This window comes from Ideonella alba (genome assembly GCF_018069875.1).
GTDB lineage: Bacteria > Pseudomonadota > Gammaproteobacteria > Burkholderiales > Burkholderiaceae_C > Ideonella > Ideonella alba.
In genome coordinates this window covers 1-21904 of the sequence record NZ_JAGQDF010000025.1, presented here as the reverse complement: position 1 = coordinate 21904, position 21904 = coordinate 1, and the positions used below count along the sequence as shown (strand labels likewise).

The following is a 21904-nucleotide window of genomic DNA, read 5'->3' as shown; positions in this document are numbered from 1 at the left end:
CTCAGGCCTTGGCTGAATCCACCGTTGGCGTACTGCAGCAGGCATGGCCCATCGCGGCCTACGGCCGCTGTGGGCAGTCAGGAGTCAGTCCGCCAAGGAATCCAGCACGCGCATCGAGTAGTCGGTGGCCACCACGTCCTTGGTGAGCTTGCCGATCGAGATGCGGTCGACGCCGGTGGTGGCAATCTCGCGCAGGCCTTCCAACGTGATGCCGCCGGAGGCCTCCAGCAAGGCGCGGCCCTGGGTGAGGGCGACCGCCTCGCGCATCTGGGCAGTGCTGAAGTTGTCCAGCAGCACGCTGGTGGCGCCGTGCGCCAGCGCGAGCTGCAGCTGCTCCAGGCTCTCCACCTCGATCTGCACCTCGACGCCGGCGTTCAAAGCCCGGGCCTGGGCCAGCACCTGCGGGATGCCGCCGGCCGCGGCGATGTGGTTTTCCTTGATCAGGATGCCGTGCCACAGCGCCAGGCGCTGGTTGGCGCCGCCACCCACGCGCACCGCGTACTTCTGGGCCTGGCGCAGGCCGGGCAGGGTCTTGCGGGTGTCCAGCACCACGCAGCCGCGCGGGTTGGGGCTGGCGCCCTCGATGGCGTCGGCGTGGCGACGGGTGATCGTGGCGGTGCCGGACAGCAGCTGCAGAAAGTTCAGCGCCGGGCGTTCGGCCGACAGCAGGGCGCGGGCGTCGGACTCGATCTCGCACACCGGTGTGGCGGCGGCCATGCGGGCGCCTTCGGCGTAGTGCCACTGCACGCGGGCCTGCGGGTCCAGCGTGGTGACGCAGGCATCGAACCAGTCGCGGCCGCAGAGGACAGCCTCCTCGCGGACCGTCACGCGGGCGCGCACGCGCCGGCCGGCGGGCACCAGCTGGCCGGTCCAGTCGCAGCGGCCGATGTCCTCGAACAGCGCATCGCGCACGTTGCGCGCCCGGGCCTCTTCCAGGGTTTCGTTGTGGTCGAAGTGCATCAGGCGGCTCCGATGCCCTTGACCATGCCCTGGACCTTGGGCGCCAGCGCCGAAGGATGGGCGGCCACGTAGGCCAGCATGCGGTCGATGCAGCCGTGGGCCTTCTGGCCGATCACGGGATCGACGTGGATCTCGCCGCTGCCGCTCTCCAGGCAGTCGACCACCCCCTGCAGGCCATTCATGGCCATCCAGGGGCAGTGCGCGCAGCTCTTGCAGGTGGCGCTGTTGCCGGCGGTGGGGGCTTCGATCAGGGTCTTGCCCGGGGCCAGCTGGCGCATGCGGTGCATGATCAGGTTGTCGGTGGCGACGATGTACTCCTGCGCGCTGCCGTTGATCACGGCGCTCAGCATCTGCGAGGTGGATCCCACCACATCGGCCAGCGCCACCACGCTCTCGGGCGACTCGGGGTGCACCAGCACCATCGCATTCGGGTGCTGGGCCTTCAGCAGCTGCAGCTCCACGCCCTTGAACTCGTTGTGGACGATGCAGTCGCCCTGCCAGAGCAGCATGTCGGCGCCGGTCTCGCGCTGGATGTAGCGGCCCAGGTGGCGGTCGGGTGCCCACAGGATCTTCTGACCCTGGTCCTTCAGGTGGTTGACGATGCCCAGGGCGCAGGAGCTGGTCACCATCCAGTCGGCGCGGGCCTTCACCGCGGCGCTGGTGTTGGCGTAGACCACCACGGTGCGGTCGGGGTGGGCATCGCAGAAGGCGGCGAAGTCGTCGGCCGGGCAGCCCAGGTCGAGCGAGCAGGTGGCCTCCAGGTCGGGCATCAGCACCGTCTTGCCGGGTGACAGGATCTTGGCGCTCTCGCCCATGAAGCGCACGCCGGCCACCACCAGGGTCTGGCTGGCATGGTCGCGGCCGAAGCGGGCCATCTCCAGCGAGTCGGCGACGATACCGCCGGTCTCCAGGGCCAGGTCCTGCAGCTCGCCCTCGACGTAGTAGTGGGCCACCAGCACGGCGTTCTTCGCCTTCAGCAGATCGCGGGCGCGGGCCTTCAGCGCGTCGCGCTGGCTGGGGGTCAGGGGGGCAGGCACCTTGGCCCAGGCGTTGAGCGTGCAGCTCTGGCCCTGGGCATCCTGGCGGGTGTATTCGTAGCTGGTTTCGGGCATGGCGGCTTCGGCGGCGCACCGCGCGCCGCCCGGCGGAAACAGCCCTCAATGGTACCGCTAGCGCGTCTGCTGCCAGGCCTTGAACACCGCATTCCAGGCTTCGGACACGCTGTGCCGGGCCGGGGGTGGTTCGAAGCGCAGCCGTTGCATCCATTGGGGACTGTCGGCCAGGTGGCTGGCCACCTCGCGCACCGACGACGGCCCCAGAATGGTCCACGGCGGGCCCTCGTCACCCAGGCGACGCACCTGCGCCGCCACCATCAGCAGCCAGCGCGTGGCATCGGCGTCCTGCTGCGCGTCGGCCAGCATCACCGCCAATCGGGTGCGGCGCCAGACCCGGGTCATGGCCGGCGAGTGCCTGTCGGGGTCCAGCCGCCGGGCATGCAGGTGGCGCACGATGCAGGGCAGGCCGTCCTCGCGCGGCAGGCGGATCTCGTCGATGACGGCCACCTCGCGCAGCGCCACCGGCGACAGCACACGCACCCGGGCCAGCGGTGCGCCGGTGGTTTCCGCCAGCGCCTGCATGATGGAAGGCGCCCAGCGCAGCGCAGGGTCCAGCAGCAGCAGGTCCTGGCGATCGTCGGGCAGCGGGCCGGCGGACTGCCAGCGCGAATCCAGGGCGGTGGCCATGAATTCGCTGTCCACCAGCTCCAGGGTGCCGGCATGGCGCACCGGCAGGTCGGGCACGATGCGCAGCGACAGCGGCGGACGTTCGGTTCGTTCGGCAAGGTATGGCGTGGACATGCCCGGACGATAGGCCCCCTGTCGCGCTCGGCTGTCTCCGGTTGTGTCACCGTGTGCCGGTGCGGATCGCTAAGATGCCCGCACGATGTCCGACACCTCCACGACTGCCGCTGCCCCGGCCCGGCTGCGCGACGACGCCACCACCATCGGCCTGGTGGGGCTGGCTCACGGAACCTCACACTTCTTTCATCTGTTGCTGCCGCCGCTGTTCCCGCTGTTCATCCGGGACTTCGGCCTGAGCTATGCCGAGCTGGGCCTGCTGGTCTCCACCTTCTTTGTCATCTCGGGCGTGGGCCAGGCGCTGGCCGGCTTCGTGGTCGACCGCTTCGGTGCCCGGCCGGTGCTGATGCTGGCGATGCTGTGCTTTGCCTCCGCCGGTGTGGCTGCCGCGCTGGCGCCCGGTTACGCAGGCCTGATGCTGGCGGCGATGCTGGCGGGTCTGGGCAACGCGCCCTTCCATCCGGCCGACTTCACCATCCTGAACAAGCGGGTGTCGCCCAGGAACCTGGGCCATGCCTTCTCGGTGCATGGCATCACCGGCAACCTGGGCTGGGCGGCGGCGCCGGTGTTCCTGACCGGTCTGACGGCGCTGAGCGGTTCGTGGCGGGTGGCCACGGCCGGCGCCAGCGTCTGGGCGCTGCTGGTGCTGGCGGTGCTGTGGTGGCAGCGCGCCGCCATCGACGACCGCGCCGCGGGCCTGGCCTCGGCCAGCAAGCAGGCGGCGGCGGCGGTGCCGGGCGAGCATCCGCTGGCCTTCCTGCGACTGCCCTCGGTCTGGTTGTGCTTCAGCTTCTTCTTCTGGACCACCTGCGCACTCAGCGCGATCCAGAGCTTCGCCAGCCCGGCGCTGCAGCAGCTCTACGGCCTGTCGCTGGAGCTGACCTCGTTCATCGTCACCGGCTTCATGCTCTTCGGGGCGGCGGGCATGGTGATGGGCGGCTTCCTGGTGGGCAAGGCCGAGCGGCTGGAACGCCTGATCGCGCTGTGCCTGATGGCTTCGGCCGGCGTGCTGTGCCTGGTGGCCACCGGACTGCTGCCGGGGCCGCTGGCCATGGTGGTGGCCGCCTCGGCGGGCCTGGGCACGGGCCTGGCGGGGCCCTCGCGCGACATGCTGATCAAGCGTGCGGCGCCTCCCGGCGCCACCGGACGGGTCTATGGCACGGTGTACTCCGGCCTGGACATCGGCTTCGCGCTGGCGGCGCCGGCATTTGGCGCGCTGATGGACCACCAGCATCCCTCGGCCGTGTTCTGGGGGGCGGGTCTGGCGCTGCTGTGCGGCGTGGGCTCGGCCTGGCTGGTGGGTGCAGGCGTGGCGCGCCGGCGCGCTGCACTGGCCACCTGAGCGGCCGGGATGACAGCCTGGCGTCGGCCAGGCGCGGCAGAATCGGCGCCCATGAATGCCGACGCCATCCCCTCGACCTGCGACCTGTGCGATGCGCACAAGTCCGACAGCAGCGGCGCGCTGCGTGTGCTGCCGCCCGTCTTCCACCACTATGGCGGGCAGACGCGCTTCGCCGGCCTGGTCAGCACCGTGCAGTGCCTGGACGACAACTCCCGCGTCAAGGAAGCGGTGAACACGCCCGGCGAGGGTCGGGTGCTGCTGGTCGACGCCGGCGGCACGGTGCGCCGCTCGATGGTGGGCGGCCTGCTGGCCGAGGCAGCAGCGAAGAACGGCTGGGCGGGTGTGGTGGTCTGGGGCGCGGTGCGCGACAAGGCCGAACTGGCGGCTGCCCCGGTGGGGGTGGCGGCGCTGGCGTTGACGCCAATGCCGACCGATCGCAAGGACCAGGGCCTGCGCGATGTGCCGGTGCAGATCGACGGCCTGCTGATCCGGCCCGGTGAATACCTGGTGGCCGACGAGGACGGCATCGTGGTGCTGCCTGCACGCCCCTGAAACGCGCGGCTGCACGGCTACAATGCGCAGCTTCGTCGGGGCGTAGCGCAGTCTGGTAGCGCATCTGCTTTGGGAGCAGAGGGTCGGAGGTTCGAATCCTCTCGCCCCGACCAACCCGCCACGCGGGTGCCTGACGTCTCAGACCGTGAAGCGGGCCATCAGGGCCTGCAGCGCCTCGGCCTGCGAGAGCATCTGCTCCGAGGTGGCCGAGAGTTCCTCGGCGGCTGCGGCGTTGTGCTGGGTCACCTGGTTGAGGTGGTCCATCGTGCCGGTGATCTGCGCCACGGCCTGGGCCTGGTCGGCGCTGGCCTGGGCAATCGCATGCACCTGCTCGGTGGTGGCGCCGATCGTCGGCTGCATCTGCTGCAGCAGCGCGCCGGCCTGCTCGGCCGTGTCGACCGATGCCTTGGCCATTTGACCGATTTCCTGCGCCGAGGACTGGCTGCGCTCGGCCAGCTTGCGCACTTCGGCGGCCACGACGGCAAAGCCCTTGCCCAACTCGCCCGCGCGGGCGGCTTCGATGGCCGCGTTCAGCGCCAGCAGGTTGGTCTGGTAGGCGATGTCGTCGATGATGGCCACCTTGCCGGCGATCACGCGCATCGCCTGCGCGGTGCGCGCGGCGGCATCGCCACCGATCGAGGCGTCCTGGGCGGCGCGCGAGGCCACCTCCTCGGCCGTGCCGGCGCGGTCGGAATTGCCGCGGATCGACTGCGTCATGTCCTGCAGCGAGGCCGTGGTCTGCTCCAGGCTGGCCGCCTGCTCGGCGGCCGTCTGGGCCAGCGACTGGGCGGTGGAGGCCACCTGCATCGACGATTGCTGCAACTGCTCGGAGGCGTCGATCACCTCGGAGATCGTGCCCGAGAGGGTGTCGAGCAGGCGATTGAACAGGCCTGAGAGCGTGGCCGTGAAGCCGGCTCCGGAGGCGGTGTCCAGACGCACACTGATGTCACCGGCCGCCGCCGCTTCGACCACCTCGGTCAGGCGACGCTCGGCGCGCACCTCGTCACTGCGGTCCAGCCACTCCACCACGGTGCCGCAGCGCCGTCCGGCGGCATCGATGATCGGGCTGGTCTTGGCCAGCAGCTGTGCCGGGCCCCAGTCCAGCAGGCGGTCGCTGGCGCGCGCCAGGTCGTCCAGCCGGCTGCCGCCCAGCAGCGGGCCCTGCAGCGTGGCCAGATCACCCTGGCCCTGGGCCAAGGTGGCCAGCGTGGGTGCATGGCTGGCGCAGGCCGTGGCATGGCGGGTGGCCAGCGCGCGCATCGCCTGATTGGCGTAGACCACCTGGTGGGCGGCATCGGCGATCAGGGAGGCGGTGGCACTGCTGTCCAGCGCCTGGCGAACACGCAGGTTGTCGGCAGCGATGGCGGACTCGCGGGTGAGGCGGTCGCGCAGGTCCCCCTGCATCTGGCGCAAGGCCTGCAGCAGCCGGGCCTCTTCGCTGGTCCCGGCGAGGACCGGGATCGCCTGGTCCAGGCGACCGGCACCCACCGCCTGCGCCGCCGCGACGGCGGCCTGCAGGCCGCCCGCGGTGGCCACGTAGAAGCTGCCGAAGGCCCCGAGCGCCAGCAGCAGCACGCCCCCGACGATCCAGGCCATGCGCCGCCAGCGCAGCCGCGCGGCGTTCAGCACGTCGTCGACATAGACCCCGGTGCCGATCACCCAGCCCCAGGGCTGGAAGCCAGCCACATACGACAGCTTGTCCTGCGGCTCGGCGGCGCCGGGTTTGGGCCACTGGTAGGCCACCAGACCGGCCTGCCGTTGCCGCACCACCTCGACAAAGCGGACGAACACGGCCAGGCCGTTCGGGTCCTTGAAGGTCGACATGTCCTTGCCATCGAGCTCGGGCTTGGTGGGGTGCATCACCATCACCGCGTCCATGTCGTTGATCCAGAAGTAGTCGTTGTCGCCGTAGCGCATGCCGGCCACCAGTTGCCGCGCTAGGGCCTGCGCCTGGACGCGGCTGAGCGTGCCGGCCTTCTCCTGTGCGTGGGCCCAGTCCAGCACGCCGCGGGCGGCGCGCACATGGTCGGCCAGCGCCGTTTCGCGGCCGGCCAGGTCCAGCAGGTATTCGCTGCGGGCCTGCCAGGCCAGCAGACCCAGCAGCGGCACCAGGATCAGCAGTGCCACCAGCAGGGCGCGCAGCTTGAAGCCCAGGGGCTGGAACAGCCGGCCGCCCAGGGCCAGCAGACCGGTCGGCATGGGCAGCACCGCTGCGGAAGGGGTGGGATCGATCGTCAGCCGGGCAGCCTGTTGCACCTTGGAGTCCTCGCGGGCACGCGGCCGCACCGTGCGGCCCTGTGACCGGCGAGTCTGACGCTGGCGGCGCCGACGGGATCGCCGGAGCAGCGGGGCTGCGGCGGTCCAGTTGCCGCATTTCAAGGGGGCTGGCCTGCCCGGAGGGACTCGAACCCCCGACCTGCTGCTTAGAAGGCAGCTGCTCTATCCAGTTGAGCTACGGGCAGTGACGGCGAGGATTCTAGTGGCGCCCCTCACCGCTGCTCGCGCTGACGATCGCCAAACAGCACCTCGCGGGCGCGCTCGTCATTGGTGATCGGCTTGCGGCGGTCGGCCAGGACCTCGCAGCCCCGCTGCACTGCGGGCCGCTTGCCGATCTCGTCGAACCAGCCTTTCAGGTGCGGGTAGTCGGCCCAGTCGATGCCCTGGTTCTTCCAGGAGCGCAGCCAGGGGTAGACCGCGATGTCGGCAATGCTGTAGTCGGGGCCGCCCAGGTAGGTGGAACGCGCCAGCCGGGCATTCATGACCTTGTAGAGCCGCCGCGCCTCGTTGGTGTAGCGATCGACCGCATAGCCGATCTTCTCGGGGGCGTAGATGCGGAAGTGGTGCGCCTGCCCCAGCATCGGCCCGACGCCGCCCATCTGGAACATCAGCCATTGCAGCACCTCGTACTTGCCGCGCGTGCTGGCCGGCAGGAGGCGGCCGGTCTTGCCGGCCAGGTACAGCAGGATCGCGCCGGACTCGAACAGCGAGATCGGCTCGCCGTCGGGACCGTCCGGGTCGACGATGGCCGGGATCTTGTTGTTCGGACTGATGGCCAGGAAGGCGGGATCGAACTGCTCGCCGGCGCCGATGTCCACCGCATGCACGCGATAGGGCAGGCCGCATTCCTCGAGCATGATGTGCACCTTGTGACCGTTGGGCGTGGCCCACGAATACACTTCGATCATCTCCGTGCTCCTTGGCAGTGTCCCCGGCACTCTAACCCAGTGATGTTCGACTGGATCAAGCGAAAGCGCCCGGCTTCGGGCCCGACCGATCTGGCGGCACTGGAGGCCTGGGCGCAGCTGCGCGGCTGGCAGTTCAAGCCGGCGCGCACGCAGGACGGCTTCGTCATCGAGTCGGCCGACTGGCGGCTGGAGTGGGGACCGTCACACCGGGCCTACCTGGGGCCGCAGGAGATGCGGCTGCGCGCGACCCTGGATATCGAGCCCGAGGCCCATGCGGTGGTGCTGCCGCGCGCACTGCAGGCGGCGCTGGAGGCCGAGCTGTACCAGTCCTTCACCGGCTCGGTGCGCACCCACCTGGACGAAGCCCTGCCGGAGGAAGTGCGCTGGCTGGCGGTGTCCACCCGCCTGGGCAGTGCCGAGCTGGGACCCTTGCGGGACGCGCTCGGCGCGGCCGGCAATGTTGATGTGTTCCTGAGAGCCTGGCTGTCCGGCCCCACCGGTGAGCTCCTGGCGCAGGCGATGCAGCGCGACGCGACCATGCCGCTGGTGGTCACGCTGCAGCAGTCGGTGCTGACGCTGCGCGCCGGACTGGCCCAGGCCGAGCCGGTGGTGCTGGCCGAACTGGTGGCCCTGTTCGAGCAGGCGCTGGACGGCGCCCGGCGCTGCCTGGACAGCTTTGCCGATGGGCCACCGGCTGGCGACCCGCCCTGATCCGCCATCCCCCGCCGTGACCCGCGGGCGCGGGCCGGGCGACCTCAGCGGGCCGCGTGCTTGCCCAGTTCGATCTTGGCGATCGCGTTGCGGTGCACTTCGTCCGGACCGTCGGCAAAGCGCAGCGTGCGGGCCTGGGCGTAGTAGAACGCCAGCGGGAAGTCCTGGCACATGCCGGCGCCGCCGTGCGCCTGCATCGCCCAGTCGATGACCTGGCAGGCCATGTTCGGCGCCACCACCTTGATCATCGCGATCTCGGCCTTGGCGGTCTTGTTGCCCGCCACGTCCATCATCCACGCGGCCTTGAGCGTCAGCAGCCGGGCCTGCTCGATCATGCAGCGGGCCTCGGCGATGCGCTCCTGGGTGACCGTCTGCTGGGCGATCGGCTTGCCGAAGGCCACGCGCTGCAGCGAGCGCTGGCACATCAGGCCCAGCGCGCGCTCGGCCAGGCCGATCAGGCGCATGCAGTGGTGGATCCGGCCCGGGCCCAGGCGACCCTGGGCGATCTCGAAGCCGCGGCCCTCGCCCAGCAGGATGTTGCTGGCCGGCACGCGCACGTTCTTGAAGTCGATCTCCATGTGGCCGTGCGGGGCGTCGTCGTAGCCCATCACGGTCAGCGGGCGGATCGGCGTGACACCGGGCGCATCCATCGGCACCAGGATCATCGACTGCTGCGAGTGGCGCGGCGCCTCGGGGTCGGTCTTGCCCATGAAGATCAGCACCTTGCAGCGCGGGTCGCCGGCACCACTGGTCCACCACTTGCGGCCGTTGATCACGTACTCGTCGCCGTCGCGCTCGATGCGGGCCTCGATGTTGGTGGCATCGCTGGAGGCCACCGCCGGCTCGGTCATCGCAAAGCCCGAGCGGATCTCGCCCGCCAGCAGCGGCTTGAGCCAGCGCTCCTTGTGCTCGGCGCTGCCGTAGCGCACCAGCACTTCCATGTTGCCGGTGTCCGGCGCCGAGCAGTTGAAGACCTCGCTGGACCACAGCACGCGGCCCATCAGCTCGGCCAGCGGTGCGTACTCCTGGTTGGTCAGGCCGGCGCCCAGATCGCTCTCGGGCAGGAACAGGTTCCACAGGCCGGCGGCGCGGGCCTTGACCTTCAGCTCCTCGATCACCGGCAGCGGGGTCCAGCGTTTGCCGGCCAGGGTGTTGGCCTGCAACTCTTCCCAGTAGCGGGCTTCATTGGGGAAGACGTGCTCGTCCATGAAGGCCGACACGGCCTCGCGGAGTTGCTGCGTGCGCGGCGAGTAGCCGAAGTCCATGGTGTCTCCTGTGGGACGGAAAGCGGGGTGGGAAGGGGGTCAGCGGCCGCCGTCGGCGCGTTGGGCAAAGCCCCAGGCCAGATCGGCCAGGGCTGGTGCGGCGTCGCCGTAGGCCTGGGCCTGGGCGCTGGAGGCGGTGCCGTCCTGGTGCCGCTTGGCAATGCCCTGGGCGATCGCGGCGATGCGGAACAGGTTGTAGGCGAGGTAGAAGTCCCAGTCGGCCATCAGCGCCTGCGGATCGCTGCGACCGGTGCGTTCGCAGTAGCGGCGGACATAGTCGGCCTCCAGCGGGATGCCCAGCGATGCATGGTCGACGTCGCCGATGCCGCGGAAGGTGCCCGGCGGAATGTGCCAGGCCATGCAGTGGTAGCTGAAGTCGGCCAGCGGATGACCGATGGTGGACAGCTCCCAGTCGAGCACCGCGATCACGCGTGGCTCATCGGGGTGGAAGATCAGGTTGTCGAGGCGGTAGTCGCCATGGACGATGGCGATCTCGCGCTCGTCGCGGGCGCCGGCCGGGATGTGGGCCGGCAGCCACTCGAGCAGGCGGTCCATGGCCGGGTTCGGTCCGGTCACCGAGGCCAGGTACTGCTTGCTCCAGCGGCCGATCTGGCGCTCGAAGTAGTTGCCGGGCTTGCCATAGTCGGCCAGACCCACCGCGGCTACGTCCACCGTGTGCAGCGCGGCGATCACGCGATTCATCTCGCCATAGATGGGGCCGCGCTGAGCAGGGGTCATGCCTGGCAGCGTCTGGTCCCACAGCACGCGGCCCTGGACGTACTCCATCACGTAGAAGGCGCGGCCGATGATGGATTCGTCCTCGCACAGCAGGTGCATGCGGGCCACCGGCACGGGGGTGTCGGCCAGTGCGCTCATCACGCGGAACTCGCGCTCGATGGCGTGCGCGGACGGCAGCAGCTTGGCCACCGGACCGGGCTTGGAGCGCATCACGTAGCGCCGCTGCGGCGTGACCAGCAAGTAGGTGGGATTGGACTGCCCGCCCTTGAACTGCTCCACGCTGAGCGGACCCTCGAAGCCCTGCAGATGGGTCTGCAGGTGTCGCGCCAGGGCGTCGGTGTCGAAGCGGTGGCGCTCGGCCACCGGGCGGGTGCCAGTGAAGTGGTCCATCGGGGTCAGTCTCCGCCGGGGAGGCGGCGACGCAGCCCCGGGTGGTTCAGCGGTCGGCGGCAGCCAGCAGCTTGTCGCGCGAGAGCACCACCAGGCGCGTGGGCTCCACACGCAGCGCACCTTCGCGCTCGAGCTCCTTGAGCTCCTGGTTGACGCGCTGGCGCGAGGCGCCCAGCAACTGGGCCAGGTCTTCCTGTGCCAGCTGCAGGCCGATGCGGATTTCCTCGCCCTGCGAGATGCCGTAGCTCTTGGCCAGGATCAGCAGCTGCTTGGCCAGGCGCGCGGCCAGCGGGCGGGTGTTGAGGTCCTCGATCAGGTTGAACATCAGGCGCAGGCGCCGGCAGTTCAGGCGCAGCAAGGCGTCGTACAGCTCCACATGCTGCGACAGCAGCTCCTTGAAGTCGGGCTTGCGCACGATCAGCAGCGTGGTCGGTCCATGGGCCGAGGCGTCGTGGGTGCGCGGCAGGCCGTCGAACAGAGCGGCATCGCCGATCCAGGTGCCCGGCTCGGCATAGGTCAGCGTGACCTGCTTGCCTGACAGGGACACTGAGCTCACCCGCACCGCGCCCTTGGCCACGCCGATCCAGTCCTCGGCCGGTGTGCCGCGTGCCGCCAGCATGGCGCCGTCGTTCAAGCGACGCACGTGGGCACGGGCCAGGATGGCCGAGCGCAGCGCGTGCGAGAGGGACGAGAACCATGCACCTGCTTCGATGTTATGACGCTCGTCGATTGTAAGAACGGGGGTGTTCATGGCTTGTCCCGGGCGCGACAAACCAGGTCGCGCAATGGATCAGTGAAAACGCGGGGCGGCGGGCAGCCGTCGCCTACTTGAATGCGGCAGCGCGGCGTTGCAGGAAGGCCGCGATGCCTTCACCTGCATTGTCATGGAACAACTGGTCCAGAAAGGCTTCGCGTTCAGCCGCAAGGTGCGCGCTCAGCCCATTCTCCGGCGCCGCGGCCAGCAGGGCCTTCGCGCCTGCCAGGGCATTGGGGGCCATGCGGGCGAGCTGCGCGGCCAATGCCAGTGCGTCGCTCAATGCCGATCCCGGTGCGCAGACCCGGTTGATCAGCCCGTGCTGCTGCAGGCGCTCGGCGGCGATGGGCTCGGCCAGCCAGACCCATTCACGCACCAGCTGGGCCGGCACGCTGCGGCCGAGGAACCAGGTGGCGCCGCCGTCCGGGGTCAGGCCGACCCGGCCATAGGCCAGCAGAAAGCGCGCGTCCCGGGCTGCCACCATCAGGTCGCAGGCCAGGGCCAGGGAGAACCCCGCCCCCGCTGCCGCCCCTTCGACCGCAGCGATCACCGGCTTGGGCAGGGCGCGCAGGGTGTCGATCAGTCCGTGCAGCGCATCGATGGCCTCGGCCTGCTGCGTCCGGGTGCCCTGGCGCGCGCGCTCCAGCCGCTGCAGGTGGCCGCCGGCGCAGAAATGGCCGCCCGCACCGGTCAGCACCACGCTGCGCACCTCCGGGTCGGCGGCGGCGGTGTCCAGGGCTTCGACCAGCGCCGCGTAGAGCGTGGGCGACAGCGCGTTGCGGCTGCCAGGGTCGCTGAGCGTGATGACGCTGCAGCGGTCGACCCGCTGCGTGAGCACGGTGGCGGTCATGGTGGGTGAGGGCGGTGCCGCAGGCAAGAGACACGGCATTCTTGCATCGGTGCCACACCCCCACGCTTGGGGCGCGGATTGAGAGCCACTCGTGTTAGAGTGCCCCGAACAATCCCTTACAGCGATCCCCACACACGGCATGGCTCTCCCCCGCGCGACGCTTGTCATCGCACTGGCGGCCTCGGTGGCGCCTCTTGGTGCCCACGCGGTCGGATTCGGGCGGGTCACGCCTTCCGGCGTACTGGGGCAGCCGCTGTCGCTGCTGGTGCCGATCCGGCTGGACCAGGGTGAACAACTCTACGCCGAGTGCATTCACGCGGAAGTCACCGCGGGCGACAGCCTCCTGGTGTCCAGCCAGGTGCGTGTGAGCGTCACGCCCACGGCCAATCCAGCGGAGTGGAACGCCCGCATCACCACCACCGTGCCCTTGCTGGAGCCGGTGGTCGAGGTCGCGGTCAGTGCCGGCTGCGAGCGCCGCTTCATGCGTCGCTTCACCGCCTTGCTCGATCCCCCGCTGATGGCGCTGTCCTCGCCGGCGCTGCCCTCGGCCGGCCTGAGCGAGCGGCCGCGGTCGGCGGACGCTGACCTGCTGGCGCCGCGCTCGCGGCCGGTGCGCAGCCCCGACGCCGTGGTGCGGCGTGAGCGTGCAGCATCAACAGCCCCGCGTGCCGAGGCGCCCCGGTCCAGCCTGAAGGCGGCGCCCAAGGTGGCGCCCACCCCAGCGGCGGCGCCACGCGCCAATGCCGAAGCGGGCGAGCGCCAGGTGGCGCGGCTGCTGCTGGATGTGGGCAGCGGACCGCGTTTGCGCATGGACATCGAGGACCCGGTCTTCATGCCGGCGGGCAGCGCTTCGGCGGCGTCCGGCGCGGGTGAGGCCCTGGACAGCGAGTCCGAGCGCCTGCGCCTGCTTGAGAAGACCCTGGCCGACCTGAAGCAGGAGGCCAACGCCTACCGGCGCACCGAGACCGGCCTGAAAGCGCGCCTGGCCGAATCCGAAGGCCGCAGCCGCCTGGTGCCCTGGCTGGTGGGCCTGCTGGTCCTGGCCGGAGGTCTGGTTGGCTGGCTGCTGTGGCGCCAGCGGGGCCAGTCCACCACCGAGCGTGCCGATGCCGGCGCGTCCCTGCTGCCGGAGAGCAACAAGTCCGACACCCCGTGGTGGGGCGACGGGGCGGCGCCCAGCGTGGCCGCGGCGCCCGCGCCACAGGCCGAACCGGACGAGGGCGAGCACACCGGCGCACGGGTCGTTGTCGACTTCGACGGGCCGGCATCCGCCCCCGCCGCCTATGAGCGCACCCAGCCGTTCACGGCGCCGATGATGGCCGACGCCCAGTCCTCGATCGTCGATGGTCAGTCGCCGGCGCGCGAGGTCTCGGTCGAGGAACTGCTGGACCTGGAACAGCAGGCCGACTTCTTCATCGCCCTGGGGCAGGAGGATGCCGCGGTCGATCTGCTGATGTCGCACCTGCGCGGCACCGGCGGCCAGAGCCCCTTGCCCTACACCAAGCTGCTCGAGATCTACCGTCGCCAGGGCGATCGCACCGCGTACGAGCGCATCCGCGCGCGCTTCAACCGCCGATTCAATGCCTATGCGCCCGACTGGGACCAGGGCCCGCAGCATGGCCGTACGCTGGAAGAGTACCCCGAGGTGGTGCAGCGCCTGCAGGGCCTGTGGTCGTCGCCGCTGAACGCGATGGCCGTGCTCGAGGCCATGCTGTTCCGCAACGACGAACTGCAGGAGCTCTTCGACCTGCCGGCCTACAAGGACGTGCTGCTGCTGTACTCGCTGGCGCGCGACCTGTACCAGCAGGAAGGCGTGACCGCGGCCGACGTCGACCTGCTGCTGCCGATCGGCGACGAAGCCGCATTCGCGGCCAGTGCCCCGGCGCCGCACAACGACGGCGGCGTGCAGGGGCGGGACGACTCTTACGACCTGACCTCGTTCAACCTCGAGTTGCAGCCCACCGAGCCGCGGCCCGGCGAGCCCAAGGCCTGATCCTTCGGCGCCGGCCCCCGGGCCGTCAGAGCGCGGCCAGGCGTTCCAGCGCGCGTTCCAGCGTCGCGTCCTGCTTCGCAAAGCAGAAGCGCGCGATGCGCCGCTGCGGCGGTGTGGCGCAGAAAGGCGACAGCGGGATCGCGGCCACCCCCACCTCGGTGGTCAGCCACCGGCAGAAGGCCTCGTCGTCGAGCGACGACACCGCGCTGTAGTCCACGCACTGGAAATAGCTGCCCTCGCAGGGCAGCAGCACCAGGCGGCTGGCCGCCAGGCCGGCGCGGAACAGGTCGCGCTTGCGCTGGTAGAAGTCGGGCAGGCCTTCATAGTGGGCCGGCTCGGCCAGGTAGCGCGCCAGCGCATGCTGCATCGGCGTGTTGACCGTGAAGACGTTGAACTGGTGCACCTTGCGGAATTCGGCCATCAGCACCACCGGTGCCGCGACATAGCCCACCTTCCAGCCGGTCACGTGGAAGGTCTTGCCGAAGCTCGACACCACCACCGTGCGCGCCGCCAGTTCGGGGCTGGCACTGGCGCTGGCGTGGACCCGGTCATCGAACACCATGTGCTCGTAGACCTCGTCGCTGATCACCAGCACCTCGGTGGGGGCGAGCAGGCGGGTCAGGGCCTCGCGTTCGTCCTCGCGCCAGATGCGGCCACTGGGGTTGTGAGGGGTGTTGATGATGATCGCCCGGGTGCGCGGGCTCAGGGCCGCACCGATGGCGTCGAAGTCAGGGCCGAAGTCGTCGGCCCGCAGCGGCACGCGCACCGCGCGGGCGCCGGCCAGCGTTATCGCGGGCACGTAGCTGTCGTAGCAGGGGTCGAGCACGATCACCTCGTCGCCCGGGTGCACCAGCGCCAGCACCGCGGTGAGCAGCGCCTGGGTGGCGCCGGCGGTGATCGTGATCTCGGTGTCGGGGTCGTAGCGCCGGCCATGCTGGCGCTCGATCTTGCGCGACACGGCCTCGCGCAGCGCGGGCACACCGGTCATCGGCGGGTACTGGTTCAGTCCGGCCTGCATGGCCTCGGTCACCAGGTCCAGCAGCGCCGGGTCGCCCGCGAAGTCAGGGAAGCCCTGACCCAGGTTGACCGCGCCGTGCTGCTGCGCCAGCGCCGACATCACGGTGAAGATGGTGGTGCCGACCTCCGGCAGTCGGCTCACGGGCAGCGGGGTTCGGGCGTCAGAGTTCATAGCTGTCTCCCTGGCCTTGCATGGCGCGCAGGATCAGCGGCCGGGCCAGGCGGGGCGAGAGGAGTTCGGCAAAGGCCAGCACATAGCCGCGCAGGTAGGCGCCGCGGCGAAAGGCCACGCGCGAGGTGTTCTGGCCGAACAGGTGCCCGGCCGGGCAGCTGCGCAGGTCGGGGCTGGCGTTGTCGCCCTGCACCGCCATCTCGGCGACGATGCCCACGCCCAGGCCCGAGCGCACGTAGGTCTTGATCACGTCCGAGTCGATCGCCTCCAGCGCGATGTTGGGTCGCAGCCGGCGCTGGGCGAAGGCCAGGTCGATGCGGCGGCGCCCGGTGAATGCGGCCTGGTAGGTGATCAGCGGATGCTCGGCCAGCTGTTCCAGCGACGGCCGCTCGATCGAGGCCAGCGGGTGCTGCGCCGGGAAGACCAGCACATGCTGCCATTCGTAGCAGGGCAGGGTGACGAGCTGGTCGACCTCGGACAGTGACTCGGTGGCCAGGCCGATGTCGGCCACATCCTCCATCAGCATCTGGGCCACCTGCTCCGGCGTGCCCTGGTGCAGGCTGACCTGCACCTTGGGGTAACGGCGGCGCAACTGGGCCACCGGCTCGGGCAGCACATAGCGCGCCTGGGTGTGGGTGGTGGCGATCGACAGGCGGCCGCTGTCCTGCAGCGAGAACTCGTCGCCGATGCGGCGCAGGTTCGCCACCTCGCGCAGGATCACCTCGATCGACTGCAGCACCAGCTGGCCCGGCTCGGTGACCCGGCGCAGGCGCTTGCCGTGGCGCGCGAAGATGTCGATGCCCAGTTCCTCTTCCAGCTCGAGGATGGCCTTCGAGATGCCCGGCTGCGAGGTGTGCAGGGCCTTGGCGGTCTCGGTGAGGTTGAGCTGGCGCCGCACCGCCTCCTGGACGAAGCGCAGTTGCTGGAGGTTCAAGCGCGTTCCTCGCGCGACAGCGCCGCGGCGTCGTGCAGGCCGCCGGCGATGCGCGCCATGGCGTCGATCATCAGCGGTGATTCGCCCACGGCCGGGTGCAGCATCCAGTGCACGGCGGGCCAGTCGGCCTGCAGCCGCTGCAGCAGCGCAGGCACATCCTTGCGCACATGCCCGCCCGCGCCCAGGAACAGCGGCAGGATGTCGACCGCATGGCAACCGGCCCGGGCCAGCTCGGCGCCGGCCTCGACCATGTCGGGCGCCACGAACTCGAGGTAGGCGTTGCGCACCTCGCGGCCGGGATGCTCGGTACGCACCCGGGCCGCCAGTTCCACGAAGGGGCGCGACCAGGCGGGGTCGCGGGCGCCATGGGCCAGAAGAATCAATCCACGCATCGGTACTCCCGGGAGATGGGGTCAGCGGTAGCGCACCAGCCAGCCATAGGCGGTCAGCGACAGGGTCAGGAACAGCAGGCTGGGGGCGGCCGCAGCCAGCCAGGGCGTCCAGTCGTTGAGCCGGCCCAGGTGGCCCACCACATTGTTCAACAGCACGAAGGCCACCCCCAGCATGATGCCGCCGAAGACCTTCAGGCTGACGCCGCCGGCCCGCGCATGCATGTAGGCGAAGGGCAGGGCCAGCATCACCATGACGATGCAGGCCAGCGGGTACATCAGCCGCTTCCAGAACAGCAGCTCGTGGCGCTGCGCCGTCTGTTCCTGGTTGGACAGGTGGCGGCTGTAGCGCCACAGCTCCAGCGTCGTCATGCCTTCCAGCGGCGACAGCGCGGCCGAGACCAGCCGCTCGTCCAGCGTGGTGGGCCAGTCCAGTTGCGGCTCGCGCCGCTCGACCAGGGGCTTGCCGGGGTCGCCGGCGGGCGGCCAGTGGGTGTCGACCACCTCCTCCAGGCGCCAGTGGCCGTCACGGGCCTGGGCCCTCTCGGCCTGCACGCGGCGCAGCAGGCGGCCCTGGGCGTCGTGCTCGAAGATGCGCACCTGGCGCATCAGGCCATCGGCGTCGGTCGAGGCGACGTTGATCGAGATCGACAGGGCGCTGCCGTTCACCTCGCGGTGCTCCTTCAGCCAGGCGCCAGCCTGTCCCAGCGCCTGACCGCCGGACACGCGCGCCCGCAGCGCCGCCGCCTGCTGCTCGCCCAGTGGCGCCAGGTAATCGCCGGCCACGAAGGTCAGCACCGCGAACACCGCGCCCAGGCGCAGCAGCAGCCGCAGCGCGCGCCCCGGACCCAGACCACCGGTGCGCAGGATGGTGAACTCGCTGGACTGGGCCAGCCGGGCCATCGCGTAGATCGTGCCGATCAGCACGGTGATCGGCGCCAGTTCATAGAAGCGATAGGGCAGCGACAACAGTGCCGACAGCGCTGCCAGGCCGACGGTGCCGCTCTTGCGGGCCACCCGCTCGAGCTCTTCAAGGAAGTCGATGAAGAAGAACAGCGACATGAAGGCCACCGCCACGAAGACGATGGACCAGACCACATCGCGGTAGAGCAGGGCGCGGACAGTCTTCATGGCGTGCCCCCCCGTGGCGAGCGGCGCAGGCCGACGGTGGTGGCGTGGTCGCGCCACCAGATCAGGCCCAGCGCCAGGCACAGCACCAGGCCGTGCAGCCCCAGCAGTGCCACCGGCATCGACGCGCGGCCGGTGCTGACCCAGGCCTGGCTGAGGTTGAGCAGGTTGTAGTACACGACGAAGGCCAGCAGTGCGAACAGCAGGTTCCAGTTGCTGGCGCGGCGCGGGTTGGTGGCGGCCGTGCCCACGCCCAGCAGCGCCAGGTTGCAGGCCCCGAACAGCATGCTCAGGCGCCAGGTCAGCTCGCCCTGGGCGACGCGCGAGCCCTGCTGCCACAGCGCCAGCGAGTTGGTGGCCTTGGGCGCCAGCGTTTGCGCGGCGGCGGCGCGCGCGGCGTCGATCTGCATGCGGTAGCTGTCGAAGGAGGTGACGGTCTGGGCGCCGGTGCGCTGATCTCGCTCATTGCGGTGGCCGGCATCCAGCACCAGCTCGCGCAGCTCGCCCTGCTGCTCCACCCGGCCGGCGCGGGCGGTGGTGACCGCCTCGCGCTGGCCATCACGCGAGAGCACGAAGACGTTGCGCCCGATGCCGGCCGACTCGCCCTCGCGCTCGACGAAGAACACGCGGCTGCCATCGCGCGAGGACTGGAAGCTGCCGGGGGCCACCCGCGAGATGTCGGAACGGTGCTCGTAGCGCTCCCGCATCTCGGCGATGCGCTGGTTGCTCCAGGGCCAGACCAGCAGCACGCCCACACCCACCGCCAGCAGCACCGGCGTGGCGGTGCGCAGCACCGGCCGCACGAAGCGCGACAGGCCCACGCCGCTGGCGAACCAGATGGCCATCTCGCTGTCGCGGTACATGCGGCCCAGCGTCACCACCACCGCGACGAACAGCGACAGCGACATCATGGTGGGCAGGTGGCCCAGCACGGTGTAGGCCAGCAGCAGCGCCACATCGCCCGGATCGGCCACGCCATTGGCAGCCAGCCCGAGCAGGCGGATCAGAAACATCGTGACCACGATGGTCAGCAGCACCACCAGGGTTGCCCCGAATCCCCTGGAGAGTTCGCGGCGCAGGGTCGCATCGAATAACATCAGCTGCTTGTCCTCACTCAGGTGAATTATGAACGTGCAAGCCACCGTGGTCGGTACCGCCGACCTTGCCAGCGTCGAATCCGATGTGCTGGTCCTGGTGCTGGGTGCCGCCCACAAGGTGAACGCCCGCGGTACCGCCGCCGAACAGCTGTTCCATGCCGCGATCAAGAGCGGTGATCTCGAGGCCAAGGGTGGCCAGTCCCTGTACCTGCATGGCGCCCAGGGTTTCTCGGCCCGGCGCGTGCTGCTGGTCGTGGCCCGCGACGGCTCGGTCAAGGCCTTCCGGCAGGCCATCGATGGCGCACTGGGCGCGCTGAAGTCCCGTCGCCTGAAGACGATGGCGGTCGCAGCGCTGGGGATCGAGCTGACCGACGGCCACGCCGAGATGTTGTGCCTGTCGCTGGAGCACACCTTCTACGTCTACCGCCACACCAAGCCCAGCGCCGAGGCGCTGCGCGCCCCGGTCAAGGTCGCGCTGTGCGTGCCCAGCGAGCAGCTGACGGCGGCCAAGGCGGGCGTGCGCCGCGGCCATGCCGTGGCCGCCGGTGTGGGCGTGGCACGCGAGTGTGCCAACCGGCCCGGCAACGCTTGCACGCCCACCTGGCTGGGCGACGAGGCCCGCCGCATCGGCCGCGAACATGGCCTGAGCGTCAAGGTCCTGGATCGCAAGGAGATCGAGAAGATCGGCATGGGCTCGTTCCTGTCGGTCTCGCGCGGGTCCGACGAGCCGCCGCGCTTCATCATCATGGAGTACCGCGGTGGTGCCGCCAAGGCGGCGCCGGTGGTGCTGGTCGGCAAGGGCATCACCTTTGACACCGGTGGCATCTCGCTCAAGCCCGCCCCCGAGATGGACGAGATGAAGTTCGACATGGGTGGCGCGGCCAGCGTGCTGGGCACGATGCGCGCCATTGGCGAGCTCAAGCCCAAGCTCAACGTGGTGGCGCTGATCCCCACCTGCGAGAACATGCCCAGCGGTCGGGCCACCAAGCCGGGCGACGTGGTCACCAGCCTGTCCGGCCAGACCATCGAGATCCTCAACACCGACGCCGAGGGCCGGCTGATCCTGTGCGACGCGCTGACCTACGCCGCGCGCTACAAGCCGGCCGCCATCGTCGACGTGGCCACCCTCACCGGCGCCTGCGTGATCGCCCTGGGCCACCACCACGCCGGCCTGTTCGCGTCGGACGACGAATTGGCGGCGCAGCTGCTGGCGGCCGCGGGCAGCGCCCAGGACCCGGCCTGGCGCATGCCGCTGGACGATGAATACGCCGAGGGGCTGAAGAGCCGCTTTGCCGACGTGGCCAACGTCGGCGGTCGCCCGGGCGGTTCGATCACCGCGGCCAAGTTCCTGCACCGCTTCGTGGGCAGCACGCCGTGGGCGCATCTGGACATCGCCGGCGTGGCCTACAAGGGCGGTGCGGCCAAGGGCTCGACCGGCCGGCCGGTGGGTCTGCTGACCCACTTCCTGCTGTCGCGCGCTGGTCGCTGAGGGCTTGTCCGCCGTGGAGGTTCGCTTCTTCACCGGGGTGGACGAGCCGCTGGCCCTGGCCCTGCGGCTGGTGCGCAAGCGCCACCGCGAGGGCGGACGCACCGCGGTGTTCGGGCCGGCCGCCCTGCTGGCCCGGCTGGACCAGGCCTTGTGGAGCGACCCGCCGCTGGACTTCCTGCCCCACCTGCGCCTGCGCCCCGGTGACCCGGTGCCGGCCGACGCCGGTCTCACACCGGTCTGGCTGCTGGACCAGCCGGCGCCCGACCTGGCCTGCGACAGCGCCGTCAATCTGGGCTTCGACGAGGTGGACGCGCTGTCTGCCTTCGAGCGCGTGGCCGAGATCGTCGCCACCGAAGCGCAGGCCCGGGCCGCCGGCCAGCAGCGCTGGCGCCGGTACAAGGCGCTGGGCGTGACGATCCACCACCATCCGCAGGACGGCGCGCGCCCGGACTAGGGCCTGTTCACACTACCGAAAGGGAGTGCGTTGATACCCAAAAAGGCCGCAGGCAAGGCGCACACCGCAGCCGGGTTGGATACCCGGCGAGGATGTGCAACGCCGCATGCGACCTTTTTGGGTATCAACCCTTCGGGAAGGTCCGCCAAACCGGGCCACTCGTCGTTGCCCCGCTTGCCCGCACATCAGTGCGGGCGGCGCGCTGCGTCTAGATTGGCCCGGTTTGGCGGGCCTTCGCAACCCTTCCGGTAGTGTGAACAGGCCCTAAGCCGCGGTCATCCGGGAAGGCCCCGGCCGCGTTGGAGGCGGGCGCCCGACCCGTGCTTGCCCTGATGCCGGGCGGCGTGCGCCGCAGGCGATTTGGAGTATCGTCAGCGGCGCCGGTCGAGCGGGCCCCCTTGCCGATACGGCCGACCCATTCCACTTCCATCCAGAACCGGAGGTTCCTACTCATGCAAGCCAAACTGAATGTGATCGCCATCGCCACCCTGATGGCCGCGGGCAGCGTCTATGCCCAGGACATGGTGGTGAAGATCGGTCACGTCGGTCCCACCAGCGGCGCCATCGCCCACCTGGGCAAGGACAACGAGAACGGCGCGCGCATGGCGATCGACGAGCTCAATGCCAA

Annotated in this window: 20 protein-coding genes, 2 tRNA genes and 1 pseudogene; 8 read left to right on the top strand and 15 right to left on the bottom strand. The window is 70.3% G+C overall.

The genetic code is table 11. From position 1 onward, the window contains the following. Nucleotides 1-84: 84 nt before the first annotated feature. From nadC to KAK07_RS24855, 3 genes are read right to left on the bottom strand one after another with little or no spacing between them, the layout of a single operon-like run. The gene (nadC, locus tag KAK07_RS24865; protein WP_210863646.1) at nt 85-960 is read right to left on the bottom strand and encodes a carboxylating nicotinate-nucleotide diphosphorylase; all 876 of its coding nucleotides are present in this window, start codon (nt 958-960) and stop codon (nt 85-87) included. Next, a complete protein-coding gene (gene nadA, locus KAK07_RS24860) occupies nt 960-2072 on the bottom strand; it encodes a quinolinate synthase NadA (protein ID WP_210863644.1) in 1113 nt (370 codons plus the stop codon). Before nadA ends, nadC begins: the two co-directional genes overlap by 1 nt. Before the next feature lie 57 nt (nt 2073-2129). Next, nucleotides 2130-2816, bottom strand: coding sequence for a hypothetical protein (locus tag KAK07_RS24855; protein ID WP_210863643.1), 687 nt, complete (start codon nt 2814-2816; stop codon nt 2130-2132). An 85-nt stretch (nt 2817-2901) separates the two neighbouring features. On the opposite strand from KAK07_RS24855, the gene KAK07_RS24850 reads away from it, so the two are divergent. The 3 genes from KAK07_RS24850 to KAK07_RS24840 all read left to right on the top strand — a co-directional run bounded on the left by KAK07_RS24850 (nt 2902) and on the right by KAK07_RS24840 (nt 4823). After that, on the top strand, nt 2902-4158 hold the full coding sequence (locus tag KAK07_RS24850; protein ID WP_210863641.1) for an MFS transporter: 1257 nt from the start codon (nt 2902-2904) through the stop codon (nt 4156-4158). A 51-nt stretch (nt 4159-4209) separates the two neighbouring features. After that, a complete protein-coding gene (gene rraA, locus KAK07_RS24845) occupies nt 4210-4710 on the top strand; it encodes a ribonuclease E activity regulator RraA (RefSeq protein ID WP_210863639.1) in 501 nt (166 codons plus the stop codon). A gap of 36 nt (nt 4711-4746) precedes the next feature. Next, nucleotides 4747-4823, top strand: a tRNA-Pro gene (locus KAK07_RS24840). Between the two features lie 25 nt (nt 4824-4848). Here the strand turns inward: KAK07_RS24840 and KAK07_RS24835 are convergent. The 3 genes from KAK07_RS24835 to KAK07_RS24825 all read right to left on the bottom strand — a co-directional run bounded on the left by KAK07_RS24835 (nt 4849) and on the right by KAK07_RS24825 (nt 7895). After that, nucleotides 4849-6966 (bottom strand): methyl-accepting chemotaxis protein, encoded by a 2118-nt coding sequence (locus tag KAK07_RS24835; RefSeq protein WP_210863637.1) that lies wholly within the window; start codon nt 6964-6966, stop codon nt 4849-4851. A 129-nt stretch (nt 6967-7095) separates the two neighbouring features. Continuing rightward, nucleotides 7096-7172: transfer RNA gene (locus tag KAK07_RS24830), tRNA-Arg, on the bottom strand. A gap of 27 nt (nt 7173-7199) precedes the next feature. Further along, the gene (locus tag KAK07_RS24825) at nt 7200-7895 is read right to left on the bottom strand and encodes a glutathione S-transferase N-terminal domain-containing protein (RefSeq protein ID WP_210863635.1); all 696 of its coding nucleotides are present in this window, start codon (nt 7893-7895) and stop codon (nt 7200-7202) included. Nucleotides 7896-7937: 42 nt separating this feature from the next. On the opposite strand from KAK07_RS24825, the gene KAK07_RS24820 reads away from it, so the two are divergent. Further along, entirely contained in the window at nt 7938-8606 is a 669-nt protein-coding gene (locus KAK07_RS24820; protein ID WP_210863633.1) for a hypothetical protein, read from the top strand. A 44-nt stretch (nt 8607-8650) separates the two neighbouring features. Here KAK07_RS24820 and KAK07_RS24815 read toward each other — a convergent pair whose 3' ends face one another. The 4 genes from KAK07_RS24815 to KAK07_RS24800 form a co-directional block, all read right to left on the bottom strand. Then, nucleotides 8651-9871, bottom strand: a complete 1221-nt coding sequence (locus KAK07_RS24815; protein ID WP_210863631.1) for an acyl-CoA dehydrogenase family protein — start codon at nt 9869-9871, stop codon at nt 8651-8653. Between the two features lie 39 nt (nt 9872-9910). After that, the gene (locus tag KAK07_RS24810; protein WP_375141233.1) at nt 9911-10999 is read right to left on the bottom strand and encodes a phosphotransferase; all 1089 of its coding nucleotides are present in this window, start codon (nt 10997-10999) and stop codon (nt 9911-9913) included. A 46-nt stretch (nt 11000-11045) separates the two neighbouring features. Then, nucleotides 11046-11750 (bottom strand): Crp/Fnr family transcriptional regulator, encoded by a 705-nt coding sequence (locus KAK07_RS24805; RefSeq protein WP_210854254.1) that lies wholly within the window; start codon nt 11748-11750, stop codon nt 11046-11048. Between the two features lie 73 nt (nt 11751-11823). After that, nucleotides 11824-12603, bottom strand: coding sequence for an oxepin-CoA hydrolase, alternative type (locus tag KAK07_RS24800; RefSeq protein ID WP_210863629.1), 780 nt, complete (start codon nt 12601-12603; stop codon nt 11824-11826). Nucleotides 12604-12742: 139 nt separating this feature from the next. Between KAK07_RS24800 and KAK07_RS24795 the strand changes: the two genes are divergently transcribed. Further along, complete coding sequence (locus KAK07_RS24795) at nt 12743-14596, top strand: type IV pilus assembly protein FimV (protein WP_210863627.1); 1854 nt, start codon at nt 12743-12745, stop codon at nt 14594-14596. A 25-nt stretch (nt 14597-14621) separates the two neighbouring features. On the opposite strand, the gene KAK07_RS24790 is transcribed toward KAK07_RS24795, so the two are convergent. The 5 genes from KAK07_RS24790 to lptF are packed head-to-tail and all read right to left on the bottom strand — an operon-like array spanning nt 14622 to nt 19333. Beyond that, entirely contained in the window at nt 14622-15785 is a 1164-nt protein-coding gene (locus KAK07_RS24790; protein ID WP_210863625.1) for a pyridoxal phosphate-dependent aminotransferase, read from the bottom strand. Beyond that, nucleotides 15775-16719: a CysB family HTH-type transcriptional regulator gene (locus tag KAK07_RS24785; RefSeq protein WP_210863623.1), complete on the bottom strand. Its 945-nt coding sequence runs from the start codon at nt 16717-16719 to the stop codon at nt 15775-15777. Before KAK07_RS24785 ends, KAK07_RS24790 begins: the two co-directional genes overlap by 11 nt. Next, entirely contained in the window at nt 16716-17111 is a 396-nt protein-coding gene (locus tag KAK07_RS24780; protein WP_210863621.1) for a sirohydrochlorin chelatase, read from the bottom strand. Before KAK07_RS24780 ends, KAK07_RS24785 begins: the two co-directional genes overlap by 4 nt. 21 nt (nt 17112-17132) lie before the next feature. Further along, nucleotides 17133-18239, bottom strand: a complete 1107-nt coding sequence (gene lptG, locus KAK07_RS24775; protein ID WP_210863619.1) for an LPS export ABC transporter permease LptG — start codon at nt 18237-18239, stop codon at nt 17133-17135. Further along, nucleotides 18236-19333, bottom strand: a complete 1098-nt coding sequence (gene lptF / locus KAK07_RS24770; RefSeq protein ID WP_210863618.1) for an LPS export ABC transporter permease LptF — start codon at nt 19331-19333, stop codon at nt 18236-18238. Before lptF ends, lptG begins: the two co-directional genes overlap by 4 nt. 28 nt (nt 19334-19361) lie before the next feature. Here lptF and KAK07_RS24765 point away from each other — a divergent pair, with 28 nt between their 5' ends. From KAK07_RS24765 to KAK07_RS25560, 3 genes and pseudogenes are all read left to right on the top strand, one after another. Continuing rightward, nucleotides 19362-20822, top strand: coding sequence for a leucyl aminopeptidase (locus KAK07_RS24765; RefSeq protein WP_210863616.1), 1461 nt, complete (start codon nt 19362-19364; stop codon nt 20820-20822). A gap of 13 nt (nt 20823-20835) precedes the next feature. Then, complete coding sequence (locus tag KAK07_RS24760) at nt 20836-21276, top strand: DNA polymerase III subunit chi (RefSeq protein WP_310740773.1); 441 nt, start codon at nt 20836-20838, stop codon at nt 21274-21276. 452 nt (nt 21277-21728) lie between these two features. Then, nucleotides 21729-21904: pseudogene (locus tag KAK07_RS25560) on the top strand (branched-chain amino acid ABC transporter substrate-binding protein); the annotation flags it as partial.